This is a genomic window from Vibrio sp. 397, from assembly GCF_033339395.1.
GTDB classification, from domain to species: Bacteria; Pseudomonadota; Gammaproteobacteria; order Enterobacterales; family Vibrionaceae; genus Vibrio; species Vibrio alginolyticus.
On record NZ_JAWOUN010000001.1, the window covers coordinates 328,166 to 349,746 of the forward strand.

The window sequence follows — 21,581 nt, forward strand, 5'->3', positions numbered from 1 at the left end:
TTTCTTACAGTACCAATTTCCACAACGCTAGGGGCTGTTGCATTAAGAAGGCTTTTTGCAACACGTAACTAAACGCTAAACGACTGAAAGGGGTAAAATCGAACAGTTCAGATAGATAAGTGGCAATCCAAACATAGACAAAGGTTACTCTATTTCGGTTTGTTTTGATTGTCTTTTAACCGCTTTTCTTTGCGTCGCAGTGCCCGGAAAAACTTTGACTCTTCGTGGTACCAACCAAGGACACTAATTGGAAAGCCCACGAGCATCATAATAAAAACATCCGCAGGGAGTTGTTCCCAAATGTCGCTTAAAGAATGCAGCTCTCCAAAAATGAACAAACCGATGACTTTACCAAGCAGTAATGCACAACAAATCATAAAGAAGGACTTTAATATATAGTGCCATTTGCCTTTTTTACGCTCTTCTCTCCAATAGGCATACTTATATTGTCGATCGTACATTCATCCCCCTAAAGTAAACTTGCCGTAAGTTTAAGCATCTCGATAGCGTAAAGTGCGTTGGCACCTCTTTAATCATAGTGCGTATCTAAAGTGAATGCTTGTCGTGGCAATAAGAAGGAGATGTATTCTGTAGTAAGAGCTACATAATCTCTGAACGTTATATGTCTTGTGTCATTCGGATGATGCCTGATTTTGCTTATCGCTAGTGTTTTCTGAACACCCAAATCGGGCCGATGAGTAGAAACTGTAAATCCTCAAAAAACGACGGTTTTTTACCTTCAATCTTGTGACCGATAAATTGCAATATCCACAATACACCAAACAAGAGCATAGAAATATGCAGAACGGGCAACATCAATACCTCTAGAGACCAAATAAGGCCAATGCACGCTAATGTGTAGCCGATCATCATCATGAATACGCTCAGAGACAAACGAAAATAGAAAACCCAAGTGGGGATCACTGCTACCCAAACCCAATTAAGTTCGAAGCCTAATAATGAAATCTGGGGAATCGACCAAATAAGTCCAACCACAGAAAGGTAGATACCTGGAACTGCGATTGTGTGAATCTTTTGGTTGATAGGGTTTTGGTGACTCTCCCCGTATTCTTTTAGCCATTCAGATAATGCTCGCATATCATTCCCCTTTTCCACCTTCTTATTCTTATATAGCCCGAGGATGAAAAAGGTGCGAATTTTTCCGTAAAGGCTACGAGCAACGAGCGACAAAACAACAGAGGCCAGTGCGTTGCCGATTACTCACCAAGCAACGCTCGTTGTGCTTTCGGCAGCTTGGCAACGACAAGAGCATAAGAGCGTTCACACAAGTCTTGAATCAACCCATCCTCGACATCACCGTTAAAATAAACCGTTATCCAATGACGCTTATTTAAGTGATAACCTGGGATAATGTCCGTAAACTGCGACGTTAAGACTTCTCCATCTTCTGGTTTTACTTTTACGCTGACATACTCCCGACCGTTTCTCTCTGCAATGATGGCAAACATCTTGCCTTTGATTTTGTAAACAAGCGCTTCAGGCCCAAATGGGAAATCGCTTTCTGCACACATGAAGGTACTTAAGTATTGTTCTAGTTCTTTGCTTTTCATATCCCCTACCTCCTTCTGCGTTCTCACTCAAATTGTGGCAATAGCAATTTTAACGCCTGGTTAACCTGCTCTTTTTCATTGCCTTCTAAACCATGCAATAACGATTGCTGAACGTCTACATGCTCCAAAATTAGCTTGTCAATTAAGGTTAAGCCTTGCTCTGTTAGTTCAACGGTGACGCTACGTCGGTCTTCTTTACTATGGGTTCTGGTAATAAACCCTTTCTTCTCAAGTTTATCTAAGCGATTAGTCATCGCACCCGAAGTGAGCATCATCGACTCTATTAACGCTGAGGGAGTAAGACAATATGGTGAACCAGCTCGACGCAGTGTCGCTAACACATCAAATTCACCCATTTTCAGGTCGTACTTCTTATGTAGCTCGGCGACCCTAGATTCCATGTGTTTTGCAATTCGCATTAGTCGACCCATTATTGCCATCGGTTCAGTGTCGAGGTCTGGCTTCTCCCTAGCCCACTGCTCTACCACTCTATCAATTGCATCCATTATTTCTCTCCAAACATCATATATTTTTTATTTTAACATAAAGATACTTTACAAAAAGCCACCTTGCCGATATCGTTACATTTAATTATCTCTACATAAAGATATTTAACATGAACATTTTACTTGCGATGATTCCTGCCTTTTTTTGGGGGACGACTTACGCTGTTACTCAGTTTACTCTACCGGACTGGCCTCCCGTTTTACTTGGCGCTCTAAGGGCACTGCCTGCGGGTCTTTTGTTGCTGGCAATAAAGCCCTCGTTTCCAAAAAGAAGTGAGTGGAAGGTGCTGCTTGTTTTAGGAACCATCAACATCGCTTGCTTCTTTGGTCTCATTTTTGTCATGGCGTTGACGCTTCCTTCTGCCATCTCTGGTGTTGGTATGGTTTCGGTCCCCGTTTTTGCGATGCTGTTTGGTTGGGCGGTCTACAAACGTCAGCCTAGTGGCATTCAAGCAATAAGCGGCGCAACTTTGATTGCTTTAGCTTGGTTCTTATTTGATCCTAGCTCTATTTCTCTCGAACCCGTGGGCTTACTTGCGATGATCTCCGCCATTATGTGCATCGTGATAGGAAGTAGCGTAACAAAGTCACTAGGTACAAAAATGCACTGGTGGACAGTGCTAACATGGCAGCTCATTTTGGGTGGCGTGATTATGTCTATCGCAACAAGTGTGCTGGCGATAAACAATCCAGAGCCATATGTTACGGTCGTTCAGGACGTATCCATGACGAATATTCTAGGGTTACTGTGGGTAATTATTCTGAACACCGCATTAGGGTATGGCATGTATGTATGGTTATTGCAGCGGATGTCGGTAGTAGATTTTACCTTTGGGGGTATTGCAAACCCAGTCGCAGGCATTGTTTCGGGCCTACTGCTATTGGGGGAAACGTTCACTCCTCTGCAATACAGCTTAATGCTAGGAATGATCGTAATGTCATTACTACCTCAGCTCATTACGTCGATCAAAGCGAAAAGAGCCGCACTCTCCTCCTAAGTAACGTTAATTCCTAACACTCTAGAAGTAATGAGAGTGTTAGGAATCCTCAAGTGTGACCCCATCAGCAGAAATCAGCGCTAACCTAGGCAACTGACACCTTTAAAACGGTACGTTTTGACATTATGGCTGTTAAGCGCCTGCAAGGTTAGTCAGGGGCTCTGGTTTAGCGTAAACATAACCTTGAATAAGGTAAATCGCATGCTGAGCCAGGTATTCGACTTGAGCCTGGCTCTCTACACCTTCTGCAATCATCTCACATTCCGCTTTGTTCGCTGCAGACACAATTGAGTCCAGCACTTTCAATTTTTGGTCGTCAGATCCTATTGGATCAATGAACATCTTATCCACTTTTAAACATCGGATGCCCAAGTCTTGTAGGTAAGAAAAGCCACCATATCCGGTACCAAAATCGTCAATTTTGAACTTGTAGCCTTTATTCGTTAAATACAAAATCTCTTTTTTCGCGGCCTCAGTGTCTTTTACTGGTATTCTCTCGGTCAACTCAAAATGAATTCTATTCGAGATTGGCCAATTTAACTCCGACAGCAACTTCGTTAATACGCCTGACTCTAAATGGGAGGAAACAATATTTATGCTGACCCACGTATGCTCGGGTAAGTCACTTAAGTCTTGTATGATTTTACGAATAAGCTGATTGGTCATCGGGATAATCAGGCCACTTTCTTCTGCAGCACCAATAAACATATTTGGTGGCACCATTCCATCACGCCGCGACCATCGAATCAGAGCTTCGTATCCTACTGTCTTACCATCGCGACTATCGACAATCGCCTGGTAGTAAGGAATAAATTCTGCATTACTAATCCCATTTTCAATTAGACCAGTAATGGATTTTCTCAAGCTTTTACCAGATATGTATGCAAAGGCAGTCGCAAGACCTGCAAGCACACTTACAAGACCGCCCCACAAAAGTACTCTTTCCTGAGCATAATTTTTAAGTTTTTCACCGCTGTATATCTTTATGAGCATGTTGGCTTGAGACTCTCCTGAAAAGAAAAACTCTTTTGACAGTGCGTTTTCTTCTCCTGCAATATTCGCTTTGCCACGGCTTATCGTTAAATCACCAAATATTGGTTCATCATACTTAAACTCTACAAATAGGCAGTCTTTGCAAGGCGTTTTTATTACCTCGTTAACCCAACTGTTATCAAGTACCCAGAAGACTTCAACGTGTTCATTATCATAAATGACCATCCACTCTATTTGGTCATTCTGTTGCGGCAAAATAAGTGATGCGAAAAAGTTTTCATCCATCTGAAATCGTTCACTACTAGATGGGCGAGACACTTCACTACCAACCGTGGAACACGTTTTTCCGCCTTCTGTGGTCATCGCAATAAAACGAATGTAACGGTTATAAAAACGTGGGTCGCGTAAAGTTCTTACATCACTATCACTACAAGTAAAATCTAACTGAGCAATCTGCTTCACTATTGCTCCGTCCAAATAGGCAGACCTTTGATTTAAATAATCTACGTAAGCATCTATTTTCGACGCTTTTACCGAGTTGACGTAAAAGTTGGTTATCGAATGAAAGGCCACTACAAATATGGCGATGGGAACTAAGCCGAGTAAAATGGCATACCTTGTATTCTTTGTTATCAAAGTTCGTCCTGCTAATCTGTCAAGCAACCTAAGTGGGATATGAATACTATCTCATTTTTATAGTCCAAAAAGTGAGGAATGACGCTCAATAAAATTATAGACTCAAGTGGCTTTCAGATGTCGGGATTTAGAATGCGAGCACCAAACCACACTCGAGGAGAACAAAGTAGCGACTAAGTGGAAAGTAAGGACGAACCCAATTGTTAAGTCATCCGTAATAAAAGTGACAACTTGGAGCTTGAGCAATACTTTTTAGATAGGCAGCAGATACGCTAAAAAACAAAAAGGAAACGATTGATGCCAACCGCTTCCTTGATTTGTTATTGCTATTTAAAAGCGCGTGAATTACGCCACTTCAAGAATCACTTTTTCCAACTTATCTAAGCCTTCGTTCAGTACGTCAGATTTGATGGTCAGTGGAGGTAACAGACGAATCACGTTCGCTTTTACTCCACAAGAAAGCAGGATAAGGCCGTTTTCTTGCGCTTTAGAAATCACCGATTTGGTCATCTCTTGTAGCGGCTTACCTGATTCTGGGTCAGTAAATTCAATCGCCATCATCGCACCCGTAGTACGGATTTCACCAATAGCAGGCACAGATTGTTGCAGTTTGGTCATACGTGCATTGACCACTTCACCGATGCCCATCGCTTTAGCACACAAATCTTCTTCTTCGATGATTTTCAGCACTTCAAGACCAGCAACACAACCGAGTGGCGAGCCTGCATAAGTACCACCTAAACCACCAGGCAGTGCGGAGTCCATTACATCCGATTTACCAACAACAGCTGAGATTGGGAAACCACCAGCAATGCCTTTCGCCATTGTCATTAGATCGGGTTCAATGCCTAGGAGCTCCGTCGCAAACATTTTACCGGTACGGGCAAAACCCGTTTGGATCTCATCCGCAATCAGCATGATACCGTGCTTGTCACACAGCTGACGCAAGCCTTGTGCAAACGCTTCAGGCGCTTTGTAGAAGCCGCCCTCACCTTGTACTGGCTCGAAGATGATCGCCGCAACACGTGATGGTTCAATATCACAAGCAAATAGATCGTCGATCGCTTGTAAGCTTTGCTCAACGCTGATGCCGTGAAACGCATTTGGGTACGGCGCGTGGTAGATTTCGTTCGGGAAAGGACCAAAGCCCGCTTTGTACGGCGCAACTTTACCAGTTAACCCCATCGTCATGTTTGTGCGACCGTGAAAGCCGCCTTTAAACGCTATCACGCCGCTACGGCCTGTATGAGCGCGTGCCACTTTTACGGCATTTTCGACCGCCTCGGCGCCAGTGGTTAGAAAGATCGCTTTCTTCTTAGTCTCACCTGGTACAAGTTCTGTCAGCTTTTCAGCCAGCTCTACGAATGACGCGTATGGCGTAACCATCGCACACGTGTGTGAGAAATTGTCCAGCTGAGCTTTTACCGCTTCGCTAATGCGCTTGTGAGAATGCCCGGTGTTAGTTACCGCGATACCCGCTGCAAAGTCTATGTATTTGTTGCCTTCGATATCCCATACGTAAGCGTTTTCTGCTTTCTCTACGTAAAGTGGGTACAGTGCGCCCATGCCTTGAGCGATAACTTGGCTTCTTCTTTCGTGCAGTTGTTGGTTTGTCATTGTTTTGTCCTTAATTAGTTGCCGCCAAAGCAGAGATATTTCACGTCCATATATTCATCGATACCTTGTTTTGCTCCTTCGCGTCCGATGCCGGACTGCTTAACACCGCCGAAAGGAGCGACTTCAGTAGAAATCATGCCTTCGTTAATGCCAACCATGCCGTATTCGAGCGCTTCTGCGATTTTCCAAACACGGTGGATGTTTTGGCTGTAGAAGTACGACGCAAGACCGTAAATGGTGTCGTTCGCCATTTCGACTAGTTGTTCGTCGCTGTCAAAACGAATCACTGGCGCGACAGGGCCAAAGATTTCCTCGGAAACAATCTTCATGTCGTGAGTAACGTCTTTGAGAACCACTGGCTGCATAAATAAACCATCGAGCTTTTTAAGTTCTGAAACCGGCTTCGCGCCTTGCTCGATAGCACCATCGATCAACGCTTGAATGCCTTGCTTCGCTGACTCGCTGATCACTGGACCAATGTTGACCCCCTCTTCCAATCCGTTACCAACTTTGAGCTGCTGAACCGCAGCGTCAAACTTAGCAACGAATTCGTCATACACTTTGCTGTGCACGTAGAAACGGTTAGCACAGACACATGTTTGACCAGCATTACGGAATTTAGAAGCGATTGCACCTGTCACGGCTGCATCGATATCAGCGTCATCAAACACAATAAACGGTGCATTACCACCCAGTTCCATTGATGTGCGTTTAATGTCCCCCGCACTTTGCTGCATCAGCACACTACCAACTTGGGTAGAGCCAGTGAAAGACAACTTACGAATCAACGGATGCGAAGTGAAAATAGCGCCTACCTGACGTGAATTTTCACCCAGAACCACTTGCAGCACATCGCGAGGGATACCCGCTTGATAGGCAAGCTCTGCGACCGCAAACGCAGACAGCGGCGTAGATTCAGATGGTTTTACGACAAAGCTACAACCGGCCGCTAAAGCTGGCCCTGCTTTGCGCGTGATCATCGCAATTGGGAAGTTCCAAGGCGTAATCGCACAGGCGACACCAATTGGCTGTTTGATGGTCACCAAACGCTTGTCCGCACTTGGCGCAGGAATCGTCTCACCGTAGGTACGTTTCGCTTCTTCAGCAAACCATTCGATAAAGCTCGCACCGTAAAGCACTTCACCTTGAGCTTCCGCTAGCGGCTTACCTTGCTCTAACGTCATCAAACGGCCAAGGTCGGCTTTGTTTTCTAACAGAAGTTGGAACCAACGATTGAGCATGCCAGCGCGAGTTTTTGCTGGCAGTGCCGCCCATTCTTTCTGCGCCACACTGGCACGTTCAATGCCATTTAAAATGTCGTTTTCGGTTGATACTGGTGCGTACCCGAGGAGTTCTCCGGTCGCCGGATTAGTCACTGCAATGCCCTGTTGTGGATTCGCTACCATAAACGAAACAAGGCTTTGGTTTTGTATCTGTTGCATGGTCATTCCTTTTGACAACTCATCATCGCCGCTAAGCCAGCGGCGAGTTTATGTTTAAGCAGGGATCTGCTGCGTAATACAGTGAATGTTCCCTCCGCCGAGTAGAACCTCTCTCGACGATATCGCGATGATTTGGTATTCCGGCATCGCGTTTTGCAAAATATCGATCGCCATAGCGTCGGTCTCTTCGTCCAGCATCGGCAAGAACACATGCTCGTTGACGATAAGAAAGTTGGCATAAGAGGCACTTAGGCGTTCGCCAGCTTGTCGACTCATTCCTGAACTGGCGTCAATGCCATTGGCTTCACGCTCGCTGTAATGCAACGGACCCGGTAATGGCAAACGGACAATTTCAATCTCGCGCCCTCTCGCATCGTGCTGAGATTTCAGTACTTGTTCCGCTTGACGAGATAACGCGTATTGCGGATCGCTTGGGTCATCGGTCCAACTTAGTACCACTTTACCCGGTGCGATAACGTGCATCAGGTTGTCGATATGGCCGTCTGTTTCGTCATTGAATAAACCATTTGGCAACCAAATGACTTTTTCGATACCGAGGTACGCCTTTAACTGCTCTTCGATTTGCGCTTTGCTCAACTGCGGATTACGTCCTGGGCTGAGTAAGCACTCTTCTGTGGTGTAAAGCGTGCCTTCACCATCGGTGTGAATCGCCCCACCTTCAAGTACAAACGGAGCGCGGTAATGATCAATACCGATGATGTCGCACACCGAGCCAGCGACAAGGTCGTCCTGCTTCCAGTTGTCGTAAAGCCCGTTGTATTCGCCGCCCCACGCGTTGAATTGCCAACTAATCCCACGGCGCTCGCCCGCTCGGTTAACAAGCACGGTCGGCCCGATGTCTCGCATCCACGCATCGTTAAATGGGATTTCCACCAAACGTACATCTGAGTGAAGCATTTGACGCGCTCGGTCAAAGTTGTGCGAGCACACCGCCACACACACTTTGGTCACTTCCGCGATTAAGTTCGCGATTCTGGCAAAGGTTTCTTGCGCGGGTAATGCGTCATCACGCCAGTTGTCTTTCCTTTCTGGCCACGCTAGCCAAACTTCACTAACCGGCTGAAACTCAGCCGGAAAATAGAAGCCATCTTGCGCTGGTGTTGTCGATAACTTCATTTTAACGCCTCTTTAAACGGCTAGTTTGCCAACGCTGGTGTAAAGGTCTGGACGACGGTCGCGGAACAAGCCCCACGCGTGACGCGCTTTCGCTGTCGTAGCGAGATCGATTTCTGCGTAAATGATGGTTTCACCTTCACGCGGTGCTTCGGCAATTTTTGCACCGGTGTGGTCAGTGATAAAAGAAGAGCCGTAGAACGTCGTCTCGATACCATCATCGACTTCAGTGCCCACTCGGTTTGACGCAATCACTGGAACGAGGTTTGCTGCCGAGTGACCTTGCATTGTACGTTGCCAGTGGTCACGTGAATCCAGTGTCGGATCTTGAGGCTCAGAACCGATTGCAGTTGGGTAAAAAATCGCTTCCGCGCTGTGCAGAGCCAAGCTGCGTGCAAGCTCTGGAAACCATTGGTCCCAGCAAATGCCAGCACCGAACTTACCGAACTTGGTTTGCCACACTTTGAAACCGGTATCGCCAGGGCTAAAGTAGTACTTTTCACTGTAGCCCGGACCGTCAGGAATGTGTGACTTGCGGTAGTTATCTAGTACCGTGCCATCGGCATCTATCATTACTAGCGAGTTAAAAAACGTGTTGCCCGCTTTTTCAAAGTAACTGACTGGAATAACGACGCCGAGCTCTTTAGCCAACGCACTCATCTCTTTAATAAGACGACAATTCTCCGTTTCTTCTGCAAGCTCGAAATACTTTGCTTCCTGTTTCTTGCAGAAGTAAGGCGCAGCGAACAGCTCTTGCGGAAGAATCACGTTCGCACCGTTTTGTGCTGCTTCACGAATCGCCTTTTTTGCTTTGGCTAGGTTATCTTCCAGATCCCAGCTTTTCGTCAGTTGAAGGGCTGCAAATTTCACCACTTTGCTCATTGGATATTCCTTATCTCTTAAATCGCCAGTTTGTCACGTAGGTTGTAGTAAGCCGCACCCATTGCCGTAAACGGAATTTGGAAGTGGCGGCCACCTGGGAAGGAGTAATGTTTCAGTGCAGCAAACGCGTCGAAACGTTCAGCGTGTCCAGTCAAGGTTTCAGCCAGCAACTTGCCTGCTAGGTGAGTACACGTTACACCGTGACCGCTGTAGCCTTGTAGGTAGTAAATGTTGTCTGCAAACGAGCCAAATTGCGGCATGCGTGAGTAAGTCAGCAAGAAGTTACCCGTCCAGGTGTAATCAATCTTGATGCCTTTCAATTGTGGGAAAACTTTTTCCATCTTCGGACGGATCAGTGATTCGATGTTTTCTGGGTCACGTGCACCGTAAACTACGCCACCTCCGAACAACAAACGCTTGTCGGCGGTTAAGCGGAAGTAGTCAAGCAAGTAGTTACAGTCTTCAACACAGTAGTCACTGGTCAGCACTTGTTTGAGCTGCTCATCACTCAAAGGCTGAGTCGCCACCACTTGTGTGCCGCACGGGATCGCTTTGTTGCTGATGTTTGGTGCCAAACCACCAAGGTAGGCGTTACCTGCCAGTACCACGTACTTGCTCTTCACGCTGCCTTGCGCCGTTTTGACTACTGGGTTAATCCCTTTGTCAATCGACACGACCGCCGACTGCTCAAAGATTTGACCACCTAGAGAAATGAACGCAGCGGCTTCACCTAATGCCAGTTTCAGCGGATGAATATGACCACCGCGCATATCCAGCAAACCGCCAGTGTACACTTTCGTCCCTACCGCTTGTTCTACCTCTCCTGCGTCAAGCAGAGTCAGTTGGTCGTTGCCGTAACGCTCCCAGTTCTTCTTATGTTCTTCTAGCCCTTTGAGTTGTTTACTGTTCAGTGCCGTGAACAAGCCACCTTGCTTGTAATCACAGTTGATATCATATTTGTCGATCAGACCACGGATGATATCGCCGCCTTCAAAAATCATATCGCACAGAGCTTTAGCTTGGTTTTGGTCGTAACGGCTTTCAATCACGTCAACATCTCGGCTGTAGCTATTAACGATTTGGCCACCGTTACGACCAGTTGCCCCAAAGCCCACTTTTGCGCTTTCTAGCACAACGACTTTAAAACCTTTTTCTGCAAGGTGTAGTGCAGAAGAAAGACCAGAAAATCCCGCACCGACTACACACACATCGCACTCGATGTCGTTTTGCAACTGTGGGTATTCCGGCATGTTTGGCACAGAGTGCGCGTAGAACGAATCCGTATGCTTGTTCATAGAACTATTCCTTTATTTATCGTAATCGTCAGCAGGCTTAAGGATGGAGGCGAATCCAAGTGGTTTTGGTTTCGGTGAATTTTTCAATCGCGTGGAGAGACTTGTCTCGACCGTTTCCGCTCATTTTGAATCCACCAAATGGAACCGTCATGTCACCTTCGTTATAGTTGTTGACCCAAACCGAGCCAGCTTGCAGTCGTTTTGCTACGCGATGAACGCGGTTGATATTGCTACTCCAGAGTGCCGCGCCTAAGCCGTACTTCGAATCGTTAGCGATCTCAATTGCTTGCGCTTCGTCTTTGAATGGAATGACACACAGCACCGGACCAAAAATTTCCTCTTGAGCGACACGCATCTTGTTGTCGACGTTGTCTAAAATGGTTGGGGAAACAAATGCGCCCTGCCCATCGACATCGCCGCCACAACGTACGTTTGCACCTTCTGATTCACCTAACGAGATGTATTCCAACACTTTTGATTTATGATCTTGGTCAATGAGCGCACCCATTGATGAACTTGGGTCCATTGGGTCTTTTGGCGTGAACGCTTTCGACGCTTGAATAACTTTTTCTATAAACTGCTCTTTGATGCTTTCGTGAACAAGCAGGCGGGTTGCCGCGACGCACACCTCACCTTGGTTGTAGAAACACCCTGCGGCGGTGTCTGCTGCTGCGCGGTCTAAATCATCACAATCTTCAAACACGATGTTCGCGTTCTTGCCGCCCGCTTCTGCAAACACACGCTTTAGGTTGCTCTCACCCGATCTGACCATCAGTTGACCTGCAATGCGCGTCGAGCCTGTGAAGGCGATGCAGTCTACGTCTTGGTGTTTCGCCAACGCGTCGCCAGCTTCATGACCAAAACCCGTAACGACTTGGAAAACGCCTGTTGGTAATCCCGCTTGAGAAGCAAGTTGACCTAGAAATATCGCGGTGAGAGAAGATTTTTCTGACGGTTTTAGAATCACGCTGTTACCAGCGGCTAAAGCAGGACCAAGTTTCCAGCACGCAAGCCAAAGGGGAAAGTTCCACGGTACAACCGCAGCAACCACACCAATTGATTGATGAGAAATAAAAGCGTGTACATCTTTTTCTGTTGGGGCAACTTCGCCGTACACTTTGTCGATCGCTTCTGCGTACCAGCGTAAAGAGTTTGCTGCGCCAGGAATATCGGTTGAGAAGCTGTGAGAGATAGGTTTACCAGTATCAAGCGTTTCTAGCAGAGCCAATTCTTCTTGGTTTTGATCAATCAAGTCAGCAAACTGTTTAAGCACTGCTTTGCGATGAGCTGGGCTGCTCTCGCTCCACTGACCGGATTGAAATGCTTGGCGAGCGTATGAAACCGCGAGATCAACATCTTCATTTTGGCAACGGGCGATTTCGGTGAATATCTCATCTGTTGCTGGGTTAACTACCGGGATGGTTTGCCCTGTTAAAGCGGCACTGTATTCACCGTTAATGTACGCCCTGTTTTCGATGTTTAGATTGTTTTTTAGTTCAATCCATTGCTCTTGGGTTTTCATACGCTCTCCTTGTGATCACACAAGGCAAGCCCCCACTAAAATGTGGTTGGCGTATGCGCACTTATCATTCGACAAGCCTTGTCTGTGTGATTTGTAAATCGATGGGGCTTCGTCGTATCAATAATGTACGACTCGCCCGCTGTTATGACATGAGATTGCCCTTTATATTCCAGAGTGATTTCACCCTCTAATACGGTGCCAATCTCTTCGCCTTCGTGTTTGATTTCTGCCGCACCAGTGGTTCCATAAGGTGCGTATTCCTCGATCAAGAATCCGATAACTTGATCTTTGTCGCCATTCGTTACCAGTTTCATGGACACCGTCTCGCTCCCGATTTCCACAAGATCTGACGGCTTGATGACTACTTTCACTTCATCGTTCGAAGGTTGTTCAAAAGTGAAAAACTCTGATAACGATAAAGAAAATACATTAACGATTTTTTGTAGTGAGCTGACCGACGGGCTCACTTTGCCATTTTCAATGGATGAGATTGCACTGTGGGTAATACCAGCGCGCTCGGCTAGTTCCCTTTGTGACAATCCATGTTTTTTTCGTAACTGAACAATATTTTTACCAATCTCTTGATTGTCCATTCATACAGCTCCAAACGTTTAACGAGAGGTAGCCATCATAAATTCATTGAACAAAATTTGAGAGAAATGATTGGTTTTTGCTTCCCATTCTGGGTGCCACTGCACGCCAACGAAAAATTTTTGATTAGGAAGACTAAATGCTTCTACCAAGCCATCCGGGGCTTTAGCTTCTACTTGTAATAGAGGAGCAAGCTGATCGACGCCTTGGTTGTGTAGTGTGTTCACTTCAAAGAAGGTGGTATTTTCCCAATGATTTTGCACCAGCCATTGTTCAAATAAGCTCTGCTTTTGAACTAGTACAGCGTGTGCTGGCGCGTATTTTTGTTCGAAATCTTCAACAGGCGCTTCACGATGGTCATTGAAGCCGGAGTCATGAACGGCTGGGTTTAACGAGCCACCAAGTGCGACATTCATCTCTTGAAAGCCGCGGCAAATACCAAGGCACGGAATGTTTTGGTCAACCGCATGACGAATTAACGTGAATGAGAGCTCATCACGAGCTTCATCTTTGTAGCTCTCTTCGTGCGTTGCATTGTATCGATGTGGCGCAACGTTAGAGTGGCTGCCAGGAAAAAGAAAACCATCACATATGTCTAGGATGGTGGTTACGTCATCGCCCGACATGTCGGGAGCCAACATAATCGGTAGTCCTCCAAAATCCTTTATGGCGCGAAGGTAAAAGTCGTTGACCGCTTGTATCTGATAGCCACCCAACTCTTTAGCGCAGCTAACCACACCAATGATGGGTTTGTGTGTATCTGCCATGATATGTCCGTGTTCAATTTATTTAACACAAACCCTACAAACCATGTACAAAATTATCAACACAGATGACCATTATTATCGTCACAACGTGATCTGAAGCACTTTTTAGGCTTCAAAACTGAATATTTATGCTCATTATATTGAACAAAACAAAACCAACTGTTACAAAATAGTTAACAGAAAGACATAAAAACCAGCCGTTAAACATCAAAAACACAGTGTAAGTACATGTTTAAATTAAAAATAACCTAAAAAACAAACAGCTCGCTCAGAGTGCTGTAATTTATTTGTTAATTTGGTTATTTCTAATTTCTACTCGTCAGGCTATTTGGAGAAGAAAATGGAATCGTATCTACAGGAAGTACAAAATTTTAAACAAAAATGGCCCGATATTGAATTTATCGATCTCATCTTTACCGATATAAATGCCACCCCGAGAGGAAAACGCATCCCGATAGATGCTCTAGAAAAACTGAATAAAGGTGTTGCCCTCCCCCTTTCGACCATCACCCTAGATACCAAAGGTAACGTCGTTGAAACGGCCGGGTTGGGAGAAGATCTCGGAGAGCCAGATAATCTCTGCTATCCAATCAGCGGCACCTTAATGCCGACGGCAAAAGAACAAGTTGGTCAGCTACTGCTTAGTATGATGGATGAAACCGGGCAGCACCCTAACCCACTGTTCATCCGAAACATTCTCGCTTCTATATTGCAAACACTGCATGCTAAAGACCAATATCCTTGTGTCGCGCTCGAGCTGGAGTTCTATTTAATAGACAAAACCCGCGGCGAAAATGGCGAACCATTAACGGCAATTAACCCCACGAAAAAAACTCGAGAAAAAGATACCGAGGTTTACGACCTTGATGGACTAGATGACTACGCTGATTTCTTGGCCGACCTTAATCGAATTGCATTAGAACAAGGTTTAAACACTTCCGGAGCCCTATCTGAATCGGCACCAGGGCAGTTCGAAATCAACTTCAACCATTCTAAAGATGTACTTCGAGCATGTGATGAAATCATCATCGCAAAACGCTTGATTCGCCAAGTCGCTCATCAGCACGGATTTGACGCCACATTTATGGCGAAACCTTTTAGTGAGCAAGCGGGTAATGGCATGCACATTCACCTCAGCTTGGTTGATACAGATGGTAACAACCACTTTAGCCAGCCAGACGGTCAAGCGAGCGCCTTCTTCTATCAAACCATGGCAGCGATGCTGTCACAAACATCCGATTCCATGGCCCTAATCTGTCCTAACGTTAACTCTTACCGTCGCTTTGTTCCTGGCGCTTACGTCCCGACCAAAGCCGATTGGGGAGAAAACCACCGTGGTGTTGCGTTGCGTGTGCCTATCAGCGATAGCAAAAATCGCCGTATAGAGCATCGTATAGCAGGCGCTGACGTTAACCCTTACATTCTCGCTGCAGTAGTACTTTCCGCAGTATTAGCGAGTGAAAGCTACACCAAAGATCAATGTCCACCGACTCTCAGTGATGATGCAATTGAGTTACCTCTGCGTATGTCAGAAGCTCTAGAGCGACTGGAGCACAGTGAGCTGGCTCAATACATCTCAAGAGACTTTATCGATTTGTATCTAGCTTGCAAACAGAGTGAACTCGCAGAATTTGAGCGAGCGATTACTCCATTGGAAATCGACTGGATGTTGCACTCGGCATAAACAAAGGAAATGAACTTTATGACTACGCAGACCAAGGCGCTGGATGCGCCTCTTAAAATCAACTCTCAACACATTATTGTTTCTTTAATCTCGGTTGCGACGTTTGTCTTTTTTACCACAATCGGTTTGAACCATGAGGAAGGCGAAGCCTACGGATGGATGAGTCTTTTACCAACGGCGTTGGTATTGGTCTTTGCGCTGACAACACACCGAACTGTGGAAGCCCTCTTTAGCGGCGCTATTGCCGGTGTTCTTCTGCTTAACCCAACTGAAGCGGTAGAACAGATTGTTGATATTTCCATGAGTGTAATGATGGATGAAACTATTGCTTGGATCATCCTCGTTTGTGGTTTGATGGGCGGCCTAATTGCTATTTTGGAGAAAGGCGGCAGTATCTTAAGCTTCTCCGACATGCTGGTCACGAAAGTAAAAAGCCGTAAGCAATCGATGCTGATGACCTTTGCTTTAGGTATTCTGATCTTTATCGACGATTATTTGAATGCGATTGCAATTTCTTCCTCAATGAAAAAAGTTACGGACGGCTACCAAATCTCGCGTGAAAAGCTCTCATATCTTGTGGATTCAACCGCCGCGCCTATCTGTATCCTCGTACCGATTTCCACTTGGGCAATTTTCTTCAGTTCGTTGCTAGAAGCAAACGGAGTAGCAGAAGCGGGAGATGGTATCAAAGCATACATTGAAGCTATTCCATACATGGCTTACGGCTGGGTAACGCTGGTGATTGTTTTGCTGGTTGCAATGGAAAAGATCCCAGATCTAGGTGCGATGAAAAAGGCAGAAAAGCGTGCGAAGAATGGTCAAGTTCGTCCAGACGGTGCAACAGATGTCGACTTTGGTCCCGATGTATCTGCACATACCAACCCAACCATGGGCCTTGTCAACTTCTTGTTACCAATGATCGTACTTGTTGCCGCAAGTTGGTATTTTGGTATCGATCTACTTGCTGGTGTTTTCGTCGCGTTAATCTTTACTATTAGCTTTTACGGCGCACAAAAACTGATCTCGATGAACGACATGTTCGAAGCTGTTTATGATGGCATTAAGGTTATGCTACTGCCGCTTGCGACCGTTATTGGTGGTTTCATGTTGAAATCGGTCAACGACTCATTGGGCGTCACGCAGTATGTCATTGAGACCGTCAGCCCTTACCTGTCAGCGTCTTACTTCCCGGCGATTATCTTTATGATTACGGGCGCGTTGGTATTTGCAACGGCATCGTCTTGGGGAACGTTTGCAGTAGCGATGCCAATTGTTCTACCTTTGGGCGAACAGCTTGGTGTGCCTCTACACTTAACCGTTGCAGCGCTGCTTTCAGCATCAGCGGCAGGGAGCCACTCTTGTTTCTTTAGTGACTCAACCGTGTTATCTGCACAAGGTTCGGGCTGTACAGCAATGCAACACGCAACCACACAGTTTCCTTATGCGTTGATTGGTATTGTTGCAACCGCGATTTTCTTCTTCATCATCGGTTAGCCCCTTTATCTAATTGCAAAACCCTGCTCAAAAATAGCGGGGTTTTGTTCTATCAAGTCTAATGATCCTCTTAAAACTACTTTACGTTCGTTCAGTATAAAAATACTCAAAGATGTACAGCTGCACTCAATAAGGGTTTGGTAAACCTAATATTTTTGGTTTACGCTTAGCGAAGAGTTTATTGTGCAACAAGGCAGCTTTTGAGTAACTTAAATGCCGCCTTAATACAGTGTTAACGGTTGGAGAGACATGAAAAAGTTAGCCCAAGAGATATGGATATTTGACGGAGATCCCGTCCAATTCTTAGGACTCCCATACACCACTCGTATGACTATTGTTAGGCTTTCTGATGGTGGCCTTTGGGTTCATAGTCCAATTAAGTTATCAAATTCGATTAGAGAGCAAATCAACAATCTAGGCCAAGTGAAATACTTAATCGCTCCTAATCATTTACACCACTTGTTCTTATCTGAATGGGTATTTGCCTATCCTAGCGCAGAAGTTTATGGCACAGATGAAGTCATCAAGAAGTGCCGTGATATACACTTTCACGCTTCACTTAACCAAGGCGGTAATGCTTGGAACTCTGAGGTTGAACAAGAACTATTTTCTGGCTCTCCATTAATGGAAGAGTGTGTGTTTTATCATCGACTTTCAAAGACCTTAATTGTTACTGACCTCGTCGAGAATTTTTCTGGCCAGGACTTTAACTACTGGCAGCGGTTTGTGGCTAAAGGGGCCGGTATTCTTGCTCCGAATGGAAAAATGCCTTTGGATTGGCGCCTAAGTTTTATGTTTAGCAAACAAGAGGCTCGAAAACACTTAAATAAACTGCTGTCTTGGAAACCTAATATATTGGTTATGGCTCACGGTGAAATCGTCCTTGATAATGCAGACAAGTTCTTACAGCGCTCTTTTAAGTGGCTAGTATGAGACAACATTGAAAACTCACACAACAGAATAGACAAGAAGCTATTTTAAAACATTAGGCCCTTTTAGCTTAGTCTTAGGGGGCAATTTACAGAACTACACGTTATGTTTAACGATAAGCTCCCCTATTCCTCTTAATTGAGCATTATGCAGCAATTTAAAATTCCGTTAGAATTGCACTTCAAAAACTTCAATGCGAAGAATTCTGAACATTGATACGGACATAAGTTCAAGAGTTAACATAACGCTATAGCAATCTCTTACTAATTATTTTGCTTCGAGACATTGGCATACTCCCGAAACAAACCCTTCGACTCTAAAGGTTTTGTTAATAACTGTTGCCATGCTTGTTAGTTATTCTCGTTGAACTCAGTATCTTGAAGTTGTTTGAATATATAAATTTAAAAAAGAGACATAAGATGCACAAAAAACTCATCATTCTAAGCTTGCCTATTCTATTAGCCGCATGTGCGGCACCAAAGTATACGGTAGAAACAATCTCGAAAGAAAATCAGAGCAAGGAAATCACCATCGTAAAAGACAACGCCACGCGAGATGTTTTCTTAGATTCGATGCAAGACTGGTGTTTGGATACCGCCCATAAATGCACAGTCGTAAGCGACGGCACGCCTCCTGTTAGCTCTGAGCTAACACTTACTTACGTATCACGCTGGAGCTGGGATTTTAGAACATTTATCGCTGATGCTCAGATCAAAGCCTACAAAAATAACGAAAAAGTAGGACAAGTTGAATTTAAAGCACCAAACAGCGCGAATCCAGATAAATGGGGTAAAGACAACAAACGAATCATTTCGATGATGGATTTGTTATTCGGTAAACAAACCGTGAGTGAGGCTCAATCCAAGATTAAGCTGGGCGAAATGTAATGAGCCGAACAATTGCCCATTTAACAAGCATCATATATTTGTAGAGAAAGATAGGAATGTTTAAGTGACTGAAGTCAAAACCATTGGGCTTTTCTTTATAACCGCCATTGCAGAAATATTAGGCTGCTACTTACCTTATCTCTGGTTAAAGGAAGATAAGTCAGTTTGGCTTTTGGTACCAGCAGCGCTATGCCTTGCTATGTTTGCTTGGCTTCTATCTTTACATCCTACCGCAACTGGCAGAGTTTATGCTGCTTACGGAGGTGTCTATATTTTTGTCGCAATTCTATGGTTGTGGTGTATCGACGGCGTTCGACCAACGCTCTGGGACATAGTGGGGGTTTCTGTCGCTATGCTTGGCATGTCAATCATCATGTTTTCACCCAGAGCATCCTAAACGTAACCGAGGGAAACCCTTACGCTTAGTATTTTGGCTATGTGCTAGATTTATTGATTAATAACATTATGACGTAATTGCTACATAGCCAAAGTATGCTTGGGCTTCACCCCAAAACAGCGCTATTTATAGGAGATACCAATGAACCATGCAGTGAAGGCAAGATTTGATGAGTATCCAAAACATGTGCGTATTCGGATAGAAGAGCTACGAAATATCGTCTTAACTATCGCTTCTGAATTAAAACTGGGGGAAGTTGAAGAATCTCTAAAATGGGGAGGGCCAAGCTACAGTGTGAAAACAGGTAGCCCGGTAAGGATGGATTGGAAACAGAAAACGCCTAGTCGTTATTATCTGTTCTTTAATTGCCAAACTAAGCTCGTCGACACATTCCGCGAACTGTATAGTGACTCACTTGAGTTTCAGGGTAATCGAGCAATAATTCTATCTTTATCAGCACCTTTGCCAGAAGCTTCAATCAAGACCTGTTTAGAATTAGCATTAACCTATCAAAAGCGAAAGAACTTACCTCTTTTAGGTATGTAAAATCGCTTAATAAAACTATTTACGGCCGATTAACCATATTCAACTACTCTACCTTTGTATCCTTTTTGATGCTTCCGCAGTAAAGTTTTAGATTAAGTGGTCACGTTAATAGCGCCGTAACCAAACTAGTAATATCGAAATAAAGAAGAGTTTATGAAATCAAAAATCTTGTTCTTACTTATGCTTGGAGCTCATTTCAATGCTTTTTCAGCGACGAACTATCAAGTCAATGTGGTAGTAACAGAGCCTCAATCAACATTCATTTTTCCGACTTTTGAAATATCCTCTAAAGGAAAAAGCAAAACCAGTTTTGTCGACGGCTGCACGTACTTAGGAACCCTTTCAGAACCGAGCAAAAATAACATACAGCTTGAAGCTACCATGTCATGCAACCAAGATGGCGCTACGTCAAGGATGGAAATGCCGGTATTTGTACTCAACTCCGAGGGTCAAAGCGCGAGTTATGATCTTGTAGAAAACGGGATCGTGATGTGGAAATATTCTGTAGAAGTTAAGCCGTCACTTAAAAAGTGATATATCAGAAATACTAAAGTAACAATCAGCACTATTAACCGCCGCTTAAGTGTAATAGGTATATTCTTTACGACTTAATGACGTTACTTGTTGCTGCAAGTCTCCAACTCATGTACAAAACAGCCCTAAATTTAATAGGAGCTAAGTGGCATGAATTTAATTGTACGTCAGGTAACTTTAGGTGATGCTGAAGGCATTACAAACGTCCTCAATCCCATCATTATTGAAGGTTTATACACTGTATTAGATACGCCTTTCACACCTGAAGAAGAAAAAGAGTTCATTACTCATTTCCCAGAACGGGGCGTGTTTACAGTCGCTTTATCCGAAAATAGCTCACAAGTCATTGGTTTCCAAAATATCGAGCCCTTTGCACAATATACAAAAGCTTTTGACCATGTTGGCATAATTGGTACGTTTGTTAGTGACGGTGCTCGTGGCCAAGGTGTGTCTAAACAGCTTTTCAAATCGACATTCGAAGTAGCCAAACAAAAGGGTTACGAAAAACTATTTGCGTACGTTCGCAGCGATAATGAGCGAGCGTTATCAGCCTATCTCAAACAAGGCTTCGAAATCGTAGGGACCGCGAAGAAGCATGCAAAAGTTCGTGGGAAATACGTAGACGAAGTCCTCACTGAGAAGTTTTTGTAGGTGTTAAGTCGCTAAACACTAAGCACGCATATAAGAACATTTGAACCAAGACTCAATTTCCGTCGTAGAAATCTCTTTTCTAAAATAGGTTATTTGAAATGAAACTGACCTCGGAAACTGAGTCAAGAATAATAGAAATGGCATGGGAAGACCGCACCCCATTTGAGGCTATCGAATTCCAATTTGGTTTGAATGAATCCGACGTGATTCAGTTTATGCGTAGCCGGCTCAAATCAAGTAGCTTTAAATTGTGGCGTAAAAGGGTTTCGGGGCGCAATACAAAACACAACAAGCTACGAAACTCAGACATCATTAGAGGTTATTGCCCAACTCAATATAAGCCGCGATAGCGAACTGCACTTGGCATAAATTTTTATTACGAATCGCAACATTTATCGCCCTACCTTTGAATCAACTCCATGATTGGAGGGGAATAGTCACCACTTAATTCAACCTAGGTGTTTCAGGGCGATAATAAATTCATTGGGAGTCATCTTAACGTCC

At 44.7% G+C, this 21,581-nt stretch carries 23 protein-coding genes; 10 read left to right on the plus strand and 13 right to left on the minus strand.

Annotated features, from left to right (window positions below; translation table 11 throughout):
- Positions 1-149: 149 nt before the first annotated feature.
- The 4 genes from R7P36_RS01445 to R7P36_RS01460 all read right to left on the minus strand — a co-directional run bounded on the left by R7P36_RS01445 (position 150) and on the right by R7P36_RS01460 (position 2,077).
- Positions 150-461: a hypothetical protein gene (locus R7P36_RS01445; protein WP_054577887.1), complete on the minus strand. Its 312-nt coding sequence runs from the start codon at positions 459-461 to the stop codon at positions 150-152.
- A gap of 202 nt (positions 462-663) precedes the next feature.
- A complete protein-coding gene (locus tag R7P36_RS01450; RefSeq protein WP_005377800.1) occupies positions 664-1,098 on the minus strand; it encodes a DUF962 domain-containing protein in 435 nt (144 codons plus the stop codon).
- Positions 1,099-1,217: 119 nt separating this feature from the next.
- A complete protein-coding gene (locus R7P36_RS01455) occupies positions 1,218-1,571 on the minus strand; it encodes an MmcQ/YjbR family DNA-binding protein (protein ID WP_017633985.1) in 354 nt (117 codons plus the stop codon).
- A 23-nt stretch (positions 1,572-1,594) separates the two neighbouring features.
- The gene (locus R7P36_RS01460; RefSeq protein ID WP_017633984.1) at positions 1,595-2,077 is read right to left on the minus strand and encodes a MarR family winged helix-turn-helix transcriptional regulator; all 483 of its coding nucleotides are present in this window, start codon (positions 2,075-2,077) and stop codon (positions 1,595-1,597) included.
- 110 nt (positions 2,078-2,187) lie between these two features.
- On the opposite strand from R7P36_RS01460, the gene R7P36_RS01465 reads away from it, so the two are divergent.
- Positions 2,188-3,075 carry a DMT family transporter gene (locus tag R7P36_RS01465; protein ID WP_042522534.1) on the plus strand — a complete coding sequence of 296 codons (888 nt, stop codon included), beginning with the start codon at positions 2,188-2,190 and terminating at the stop codon, positions 3,073-3,075.
- Positions 3,076-3,207: 132 nt separating this feature from the next.
- On the opposite strand, the gene R7P36_RS01470 is transcribed toward R7P36_RS01465, so the two are convergent.
- The 9 genes from R7P36_RS01470 to R7P36_RS01510 all read right to left on the minus strand — a co-directional run bounded on the left by R7P36_RS01470 (position 3,208) and on the right by R7P36_RS01510 (position 13,954).
- On the minus strand, positions 3,208-4,704 hold the full coding sequence (locus R7P36_RS01470; protein ID WP_250154960.1) for an EAL domain-containing protein: 1,497 nt from the start codon (positions 4,702-4,704) through the stop codon (positions 3,208-3,210).
- Positions 4,705-5,049: 345 nt separating this feature from the next.
- The gene (gene gabT, locus R7P36_RS01475; protein WP_213899323.1) at positions 5,050-6,321 is read right to left on the minus strand and encodes a 4-aminobutyrate--2-oxoglutarate transaminase; all 1,272 of its coding nucleotides are present in this window, start codon (positions 6,319-6,321) and stop codon (positions 5,050-5,052) included.
- Positions 6,322-6,335: 14 nt separating this feature from the next.
- Positions 6,336-7,763: an NAD-dependent succinate-semialdehyde dehydrogenase gene (locus R7P36_RS01480; protein WP_213899322.1), complete on the minus strand. Its 1,428-nt coding sequence runs from the start codon at positions 7,761-7,763 to the stop codon at positions 6,336-6,338.
- A gap of 54 nt (positions 7,764-7,817) precedes the next feature.
- Positions 7,818-8,900 carry an agmatine deiminase gene (gene aguA, locus R7P36_RS01485; protein ID WP_213899321.1) on the minus strand — a complete coding sequence of 361 codons (1,083 nt, stop codon included), beginning with the start codon at positions 8,898-8,900 and terminating at the stop codon, positions 7,818-7,820.
- A 12-nt stretch (positions 8,901-8,912) separates the two neighbouring features.
- Positions 8,913-9,779 (minus strand): N-carbamoylputrescine amidase, encoded by an 867-nt coding sequence (gene aguB, locus R7P36_RS01490; protein WP_213899320.1) that lies wholly within the window; start codon positions 9,777-9,779, stop codon positions 8,913-8,915.
- Between the two features lie 17 nt (positions 9,780-9,796).
- Positions 9,797-11,074: an NAD(P)/FAD-dependent oxidoreductase gene (locus tag R7P36_RS01495; protein WP_053303134.1), complete on the minus strand. Its 1,278-nt coding sequence runs from the start codon at positions 11,072-11,074 to the stop codon at positions 9,797-9,799.
- Positions 11,075-11,111: 37 nt separating this feature from the next.
- Positions 11,112-12,596 carry an aldehyde dehydrogenase gene (locus tag R7P36_RS01500; RefSeq protein ID WP_053306913.1) on the minus strand — a complete coding sequence of 495 codons (1,485 nt, stop codon included), beginning with the start codon at positions 12,594-12,596 and terminating at the stop codon, positions 11,112-11,114.
- A 35-nt stretch (positions 12,597-12,631) separates the two neighbouring features.
- Positions 12,632-13,189 (minus strand): HTH-type transcriptional regulator PuuR, encoded by a 558-nt coding sequence (gene puuR / locus R7P36_RS01505; RefSeq protein ID WP_005377813.1) that lies wholly within the window; start codon positions 13,187-13,189, stop codon positions 12,632-12,634.
- 18 nt (positions 13,190-13,207) lie between these two features.
- Positions 13,208-13,954, minus strand: a complete 747-nt coding sequence (locus R7P36_RS01510) for a gamma-glutamyl-gamma-aminobutyrate hydrolase family protein (protein ID WP_005377814.1) — start codon at positions 13,952-13,954, stop codon at positions 13,208-13,210.
- Positions 13,955-14,294: 340 nt separating this feature from the next.
- Between R7P36_RS01510 and R7P36_RS01515 the strand changes: the two genes are divergently transcribed.
- The 9 genes from R7P36_RS01515 to R7P36_RS01555 all read left to right on the plus strand — a co-directional run bounded on the left by R7P36_RS01515 (position 14,295) and on the right by R7P36_RS01555 (position 21,427).
- The gene (locus tag R7P36_RS01515; protein WP_213899319.1) at positions 14,295-15,638 is read left to right on the plus strand and encodes a glutamine synthetase family protein; all 1,344 of its coding nucleotides are present in this window, start codon (positions 14,295-14,297) and stop codon (positions 15,636-15,638) included.
- Between the two features lie 18 nt (positions 15,639-15,656).
- Complete coding sequence (locus R7P36_RS01520; RefSeq protein ID WP_005377816.1) at positions 15,657-17,132, plus strand: Na+/H+ antiporter NhaC family protein; 1,476 nt, start codon at positions 15,657-15,659, stop codon at positions 17,130-17,132.
- A gap of 249 nt (positions 17,133-17,381) precedes the next feature.
- A complete protein-coding gene (locus tag R7P36_RS01525) occupies positions 17,382-18,065 on the plus strand; it encodes a DUF4336 domain-containing protein (RefSeq protein WP_054574095.1) in 684 nt (227 codons plus the stop codon).
- Positions 18,066-18,481: 416 nt separating this feature from the next.
- The gene (locus R7P36_RS01530; RefSeq protein WP_005385757.1) at positions 18,482-18,949 is read left to right on the plus strand and encodes an Sbal_3080 family lipoprotein; all 468 of its coding nucleotides are present in this window, start codon (positions 18,482-18,484) and stop codon (positions 18,947-18,949) included.
- Positions 18,950-19,013: 64 nt separating this feature from the next.
- Positions 19,014-19,346: a YnfA family protein gene (locus R7P36_RS01535; RefSeq protein ID WP_005377819.1), complete on the plus strand. Its 333-nt coding sequence runs from the start codon at positions 19,014-19,016 to the stop codon at positions 19,344-19,346.
- Positions 19,347-19,487: 141 nt separating this feature from the next.
- Positions 19,488-19,892: a DUF1801 domain-containing protein gene (locus tag R7P36_RS01540; RefSeq protein WP_213899318.1), complete on the plus strand. Its 405-nt coding sequence runs from the start codon at positions 19,488-19,490 to the stop codon at positions 19,890-19,892.
- 153 nt (positions 19,893-20,045) lie between these two features.
- Entirely contained in the window at positions 20,046-20,426 is a 381-nt protein-coding gene (locus tag R7P36_RS01545) for a hypothetical protein (RefSeq protein WP_213899317.1), read from the plus strand.
- A gap of 150 nt (positions 20,427-20,576) precedes the next feature.
- Entirely contained in the window at positions 20,577-21,077 is a 501-nt protein-coding gene (locus R7P36_RS01550; RefSeq protein ID WP_213899316.1) for a GNAT family N-acetyltransferase, read from the plus strand.
- A 98-nt stretch (positions 21,078-21,175) separates the two neighbouring features.
- On the plus strand, positions 21,176-21,427 hold the full coding sequence (locus tag R7P36_RS01555) for a TIGR03643 family protein (RefSeq protein ID WP_005377824.1): 252 nt from the start codon (positions 21,176-21,178) through the stop codon (positions 21,425-21,427).
- The last annotated feature ends 154 nt before the right edge of the window (positions 21,428-21,581 follow it).

Excerpts from the sequence above, each read along its gene's own strand:
- R7P36_RS01445 (WP_054577887.1), bottom strand. The coding sequence starts at position 461 with ATGTACGATCGACAATATAAGTATGCCTATTGGAGAGAAGAGCGTAAA.
- R7P36_RS01450 (WP_005377800.1), bottom strand. The coding sequence starts at position 1,098 with ATGCGAGCATTATCTGAATGGCTAAAAGAATACGGGGAGAGTCACCAA.
- R7P36_RS01455 (WP_017633985.1), bottom strand. The coding sequence starts at position 1,571 with ATGAAAAGCAAAGAACTAGAACAATACTTAAGTACCTTCATGTGTGCA.
- R7P36_RS01460 (WP_017633984.1), bottom strand. The coding sequence starts at position 2,077 with ATGGATGCAATTGATAGAGTGGTAGAGCAGTGGGCTAGGGAGAAGCCA.
- R7P36_RS01465 (WP_042522534.1), top strand. The coding sequence starts at position 2,188 with ATGAACATTTTACTTGCGATGATTCCTGCCTTTTTTTGGGGGACGACT.
- gabT (WP_213899323.1), bottom strand. The coding sequence starts at position 6,321 with ATGACAAACCAACAACTGCACGAAAGAAGAAGCCAAGTTATCGCTCAA.
- R7P36_RS01480 (WP_213899322.1), bottom strand. The coding sequence starts at position 7,763 with ATGCAACAGATACAAAACCAAAGCCTTGTTTCGTTTATGGTAGCGAAT.
- aguA (WP_213899321.1), bottom strand. The coding sequence starts at position 8,900 with ATGAAGTTATCGACAACACCAGCGCAAGATGGCTTCTATTTTCCGGCT.
- aguB (WP_213899320.1), bottom strand. The coding sequence starts at position 9,779 with ATGAGCAAAGTGGTGAAATTTGCAGCCCTTCAACTGACGAAAAGCTGG.
- R7P36_RS01495 (WP_053303134.1), bottom strand. The coding sequence starts at position 11,074 with ATGAACAAGCATACGGATTCGTTCTACGCGCACTCTGTGCCAAACATG.
- R7P36_RS01500 (WP_053306913.1), bottom strand. The coding sequence starts at position 12,596 with ATGAAAACCCAAGAGCAATGGATTGAACTAAAAAACAATCTAAACATC.
- puuR (WP_005377813.1), bottom strand. The coding sequence starts at position 13,189 with ATGGACAATCAAGAGATTGGTAAAAATATTGTTCAGTTACGAAAAAAA.
- R7P36_RS01510 (WP_005377814.1), bottom strand. The coding sequence starts at position 13,954 with ATGGCAGATACACACAAACCCATCATTGGTGTGGTTAGCTGCGCTAAA.
- R7P36_RS01515 (WP_213899319.1), top strand. The coding sequence starts at position 14,295 with ATGGAATCGTATCTACAGGAAGTACAAAATTTTAAACAAAAATGGCCC.
- R7P36_RS01520 (WP_005377816.1), top strand. The coding sequence starts at position 15,657 with ATGACTACGCAGACCAAGGCGCTGGATGCGCCTCTTAAAATCAACTCT.
- R7P36_RS01525 (WP_054574095.1), top strand. The coding sequence starts at position 17,382 with ATGAAAAAGTTAGCCCAAGAGATATGGATATTTGACGGAGATCCCGTC.
- R7P36_RS01530 (WP_005385757.1), top strand. The coding sequence starts at position 18,482 with ATGCACAAAAAACTCATCATTCTAAGCTTGCCTATTCTATTAGCCGCA.
- R7P36_RS01540 (WP_213899318.1), top strand. The coding sequence starts at position 19,488 with ATGAACCATGCAGTGAAGGCAAGATTTGATGAGTATCCAAAACATGTG.
- R7P36_RS01545 (WP_213899317.1), top strand. The coding sequence starts at position 20,046 with ATGAAATCAAAAATCTTGTTCTTACTTATGCTTGGAGCTCATTTCAAT.
- R7P36_RS01550 (WP_213899316.1), top strand. The coding sequence starts at position 20,577 with ATGAATTTAATTGTACGTCAGGTAACTTTAGGTGATGCTGAAGGCATT.
- R7P36_RS01555 (WP_005377824.1), top strand. The coding sequence starts at position 21,176 with ATGAAACTGACCTCGGAAACTGAGTCAAGAATAATAGAAATGGCATGG.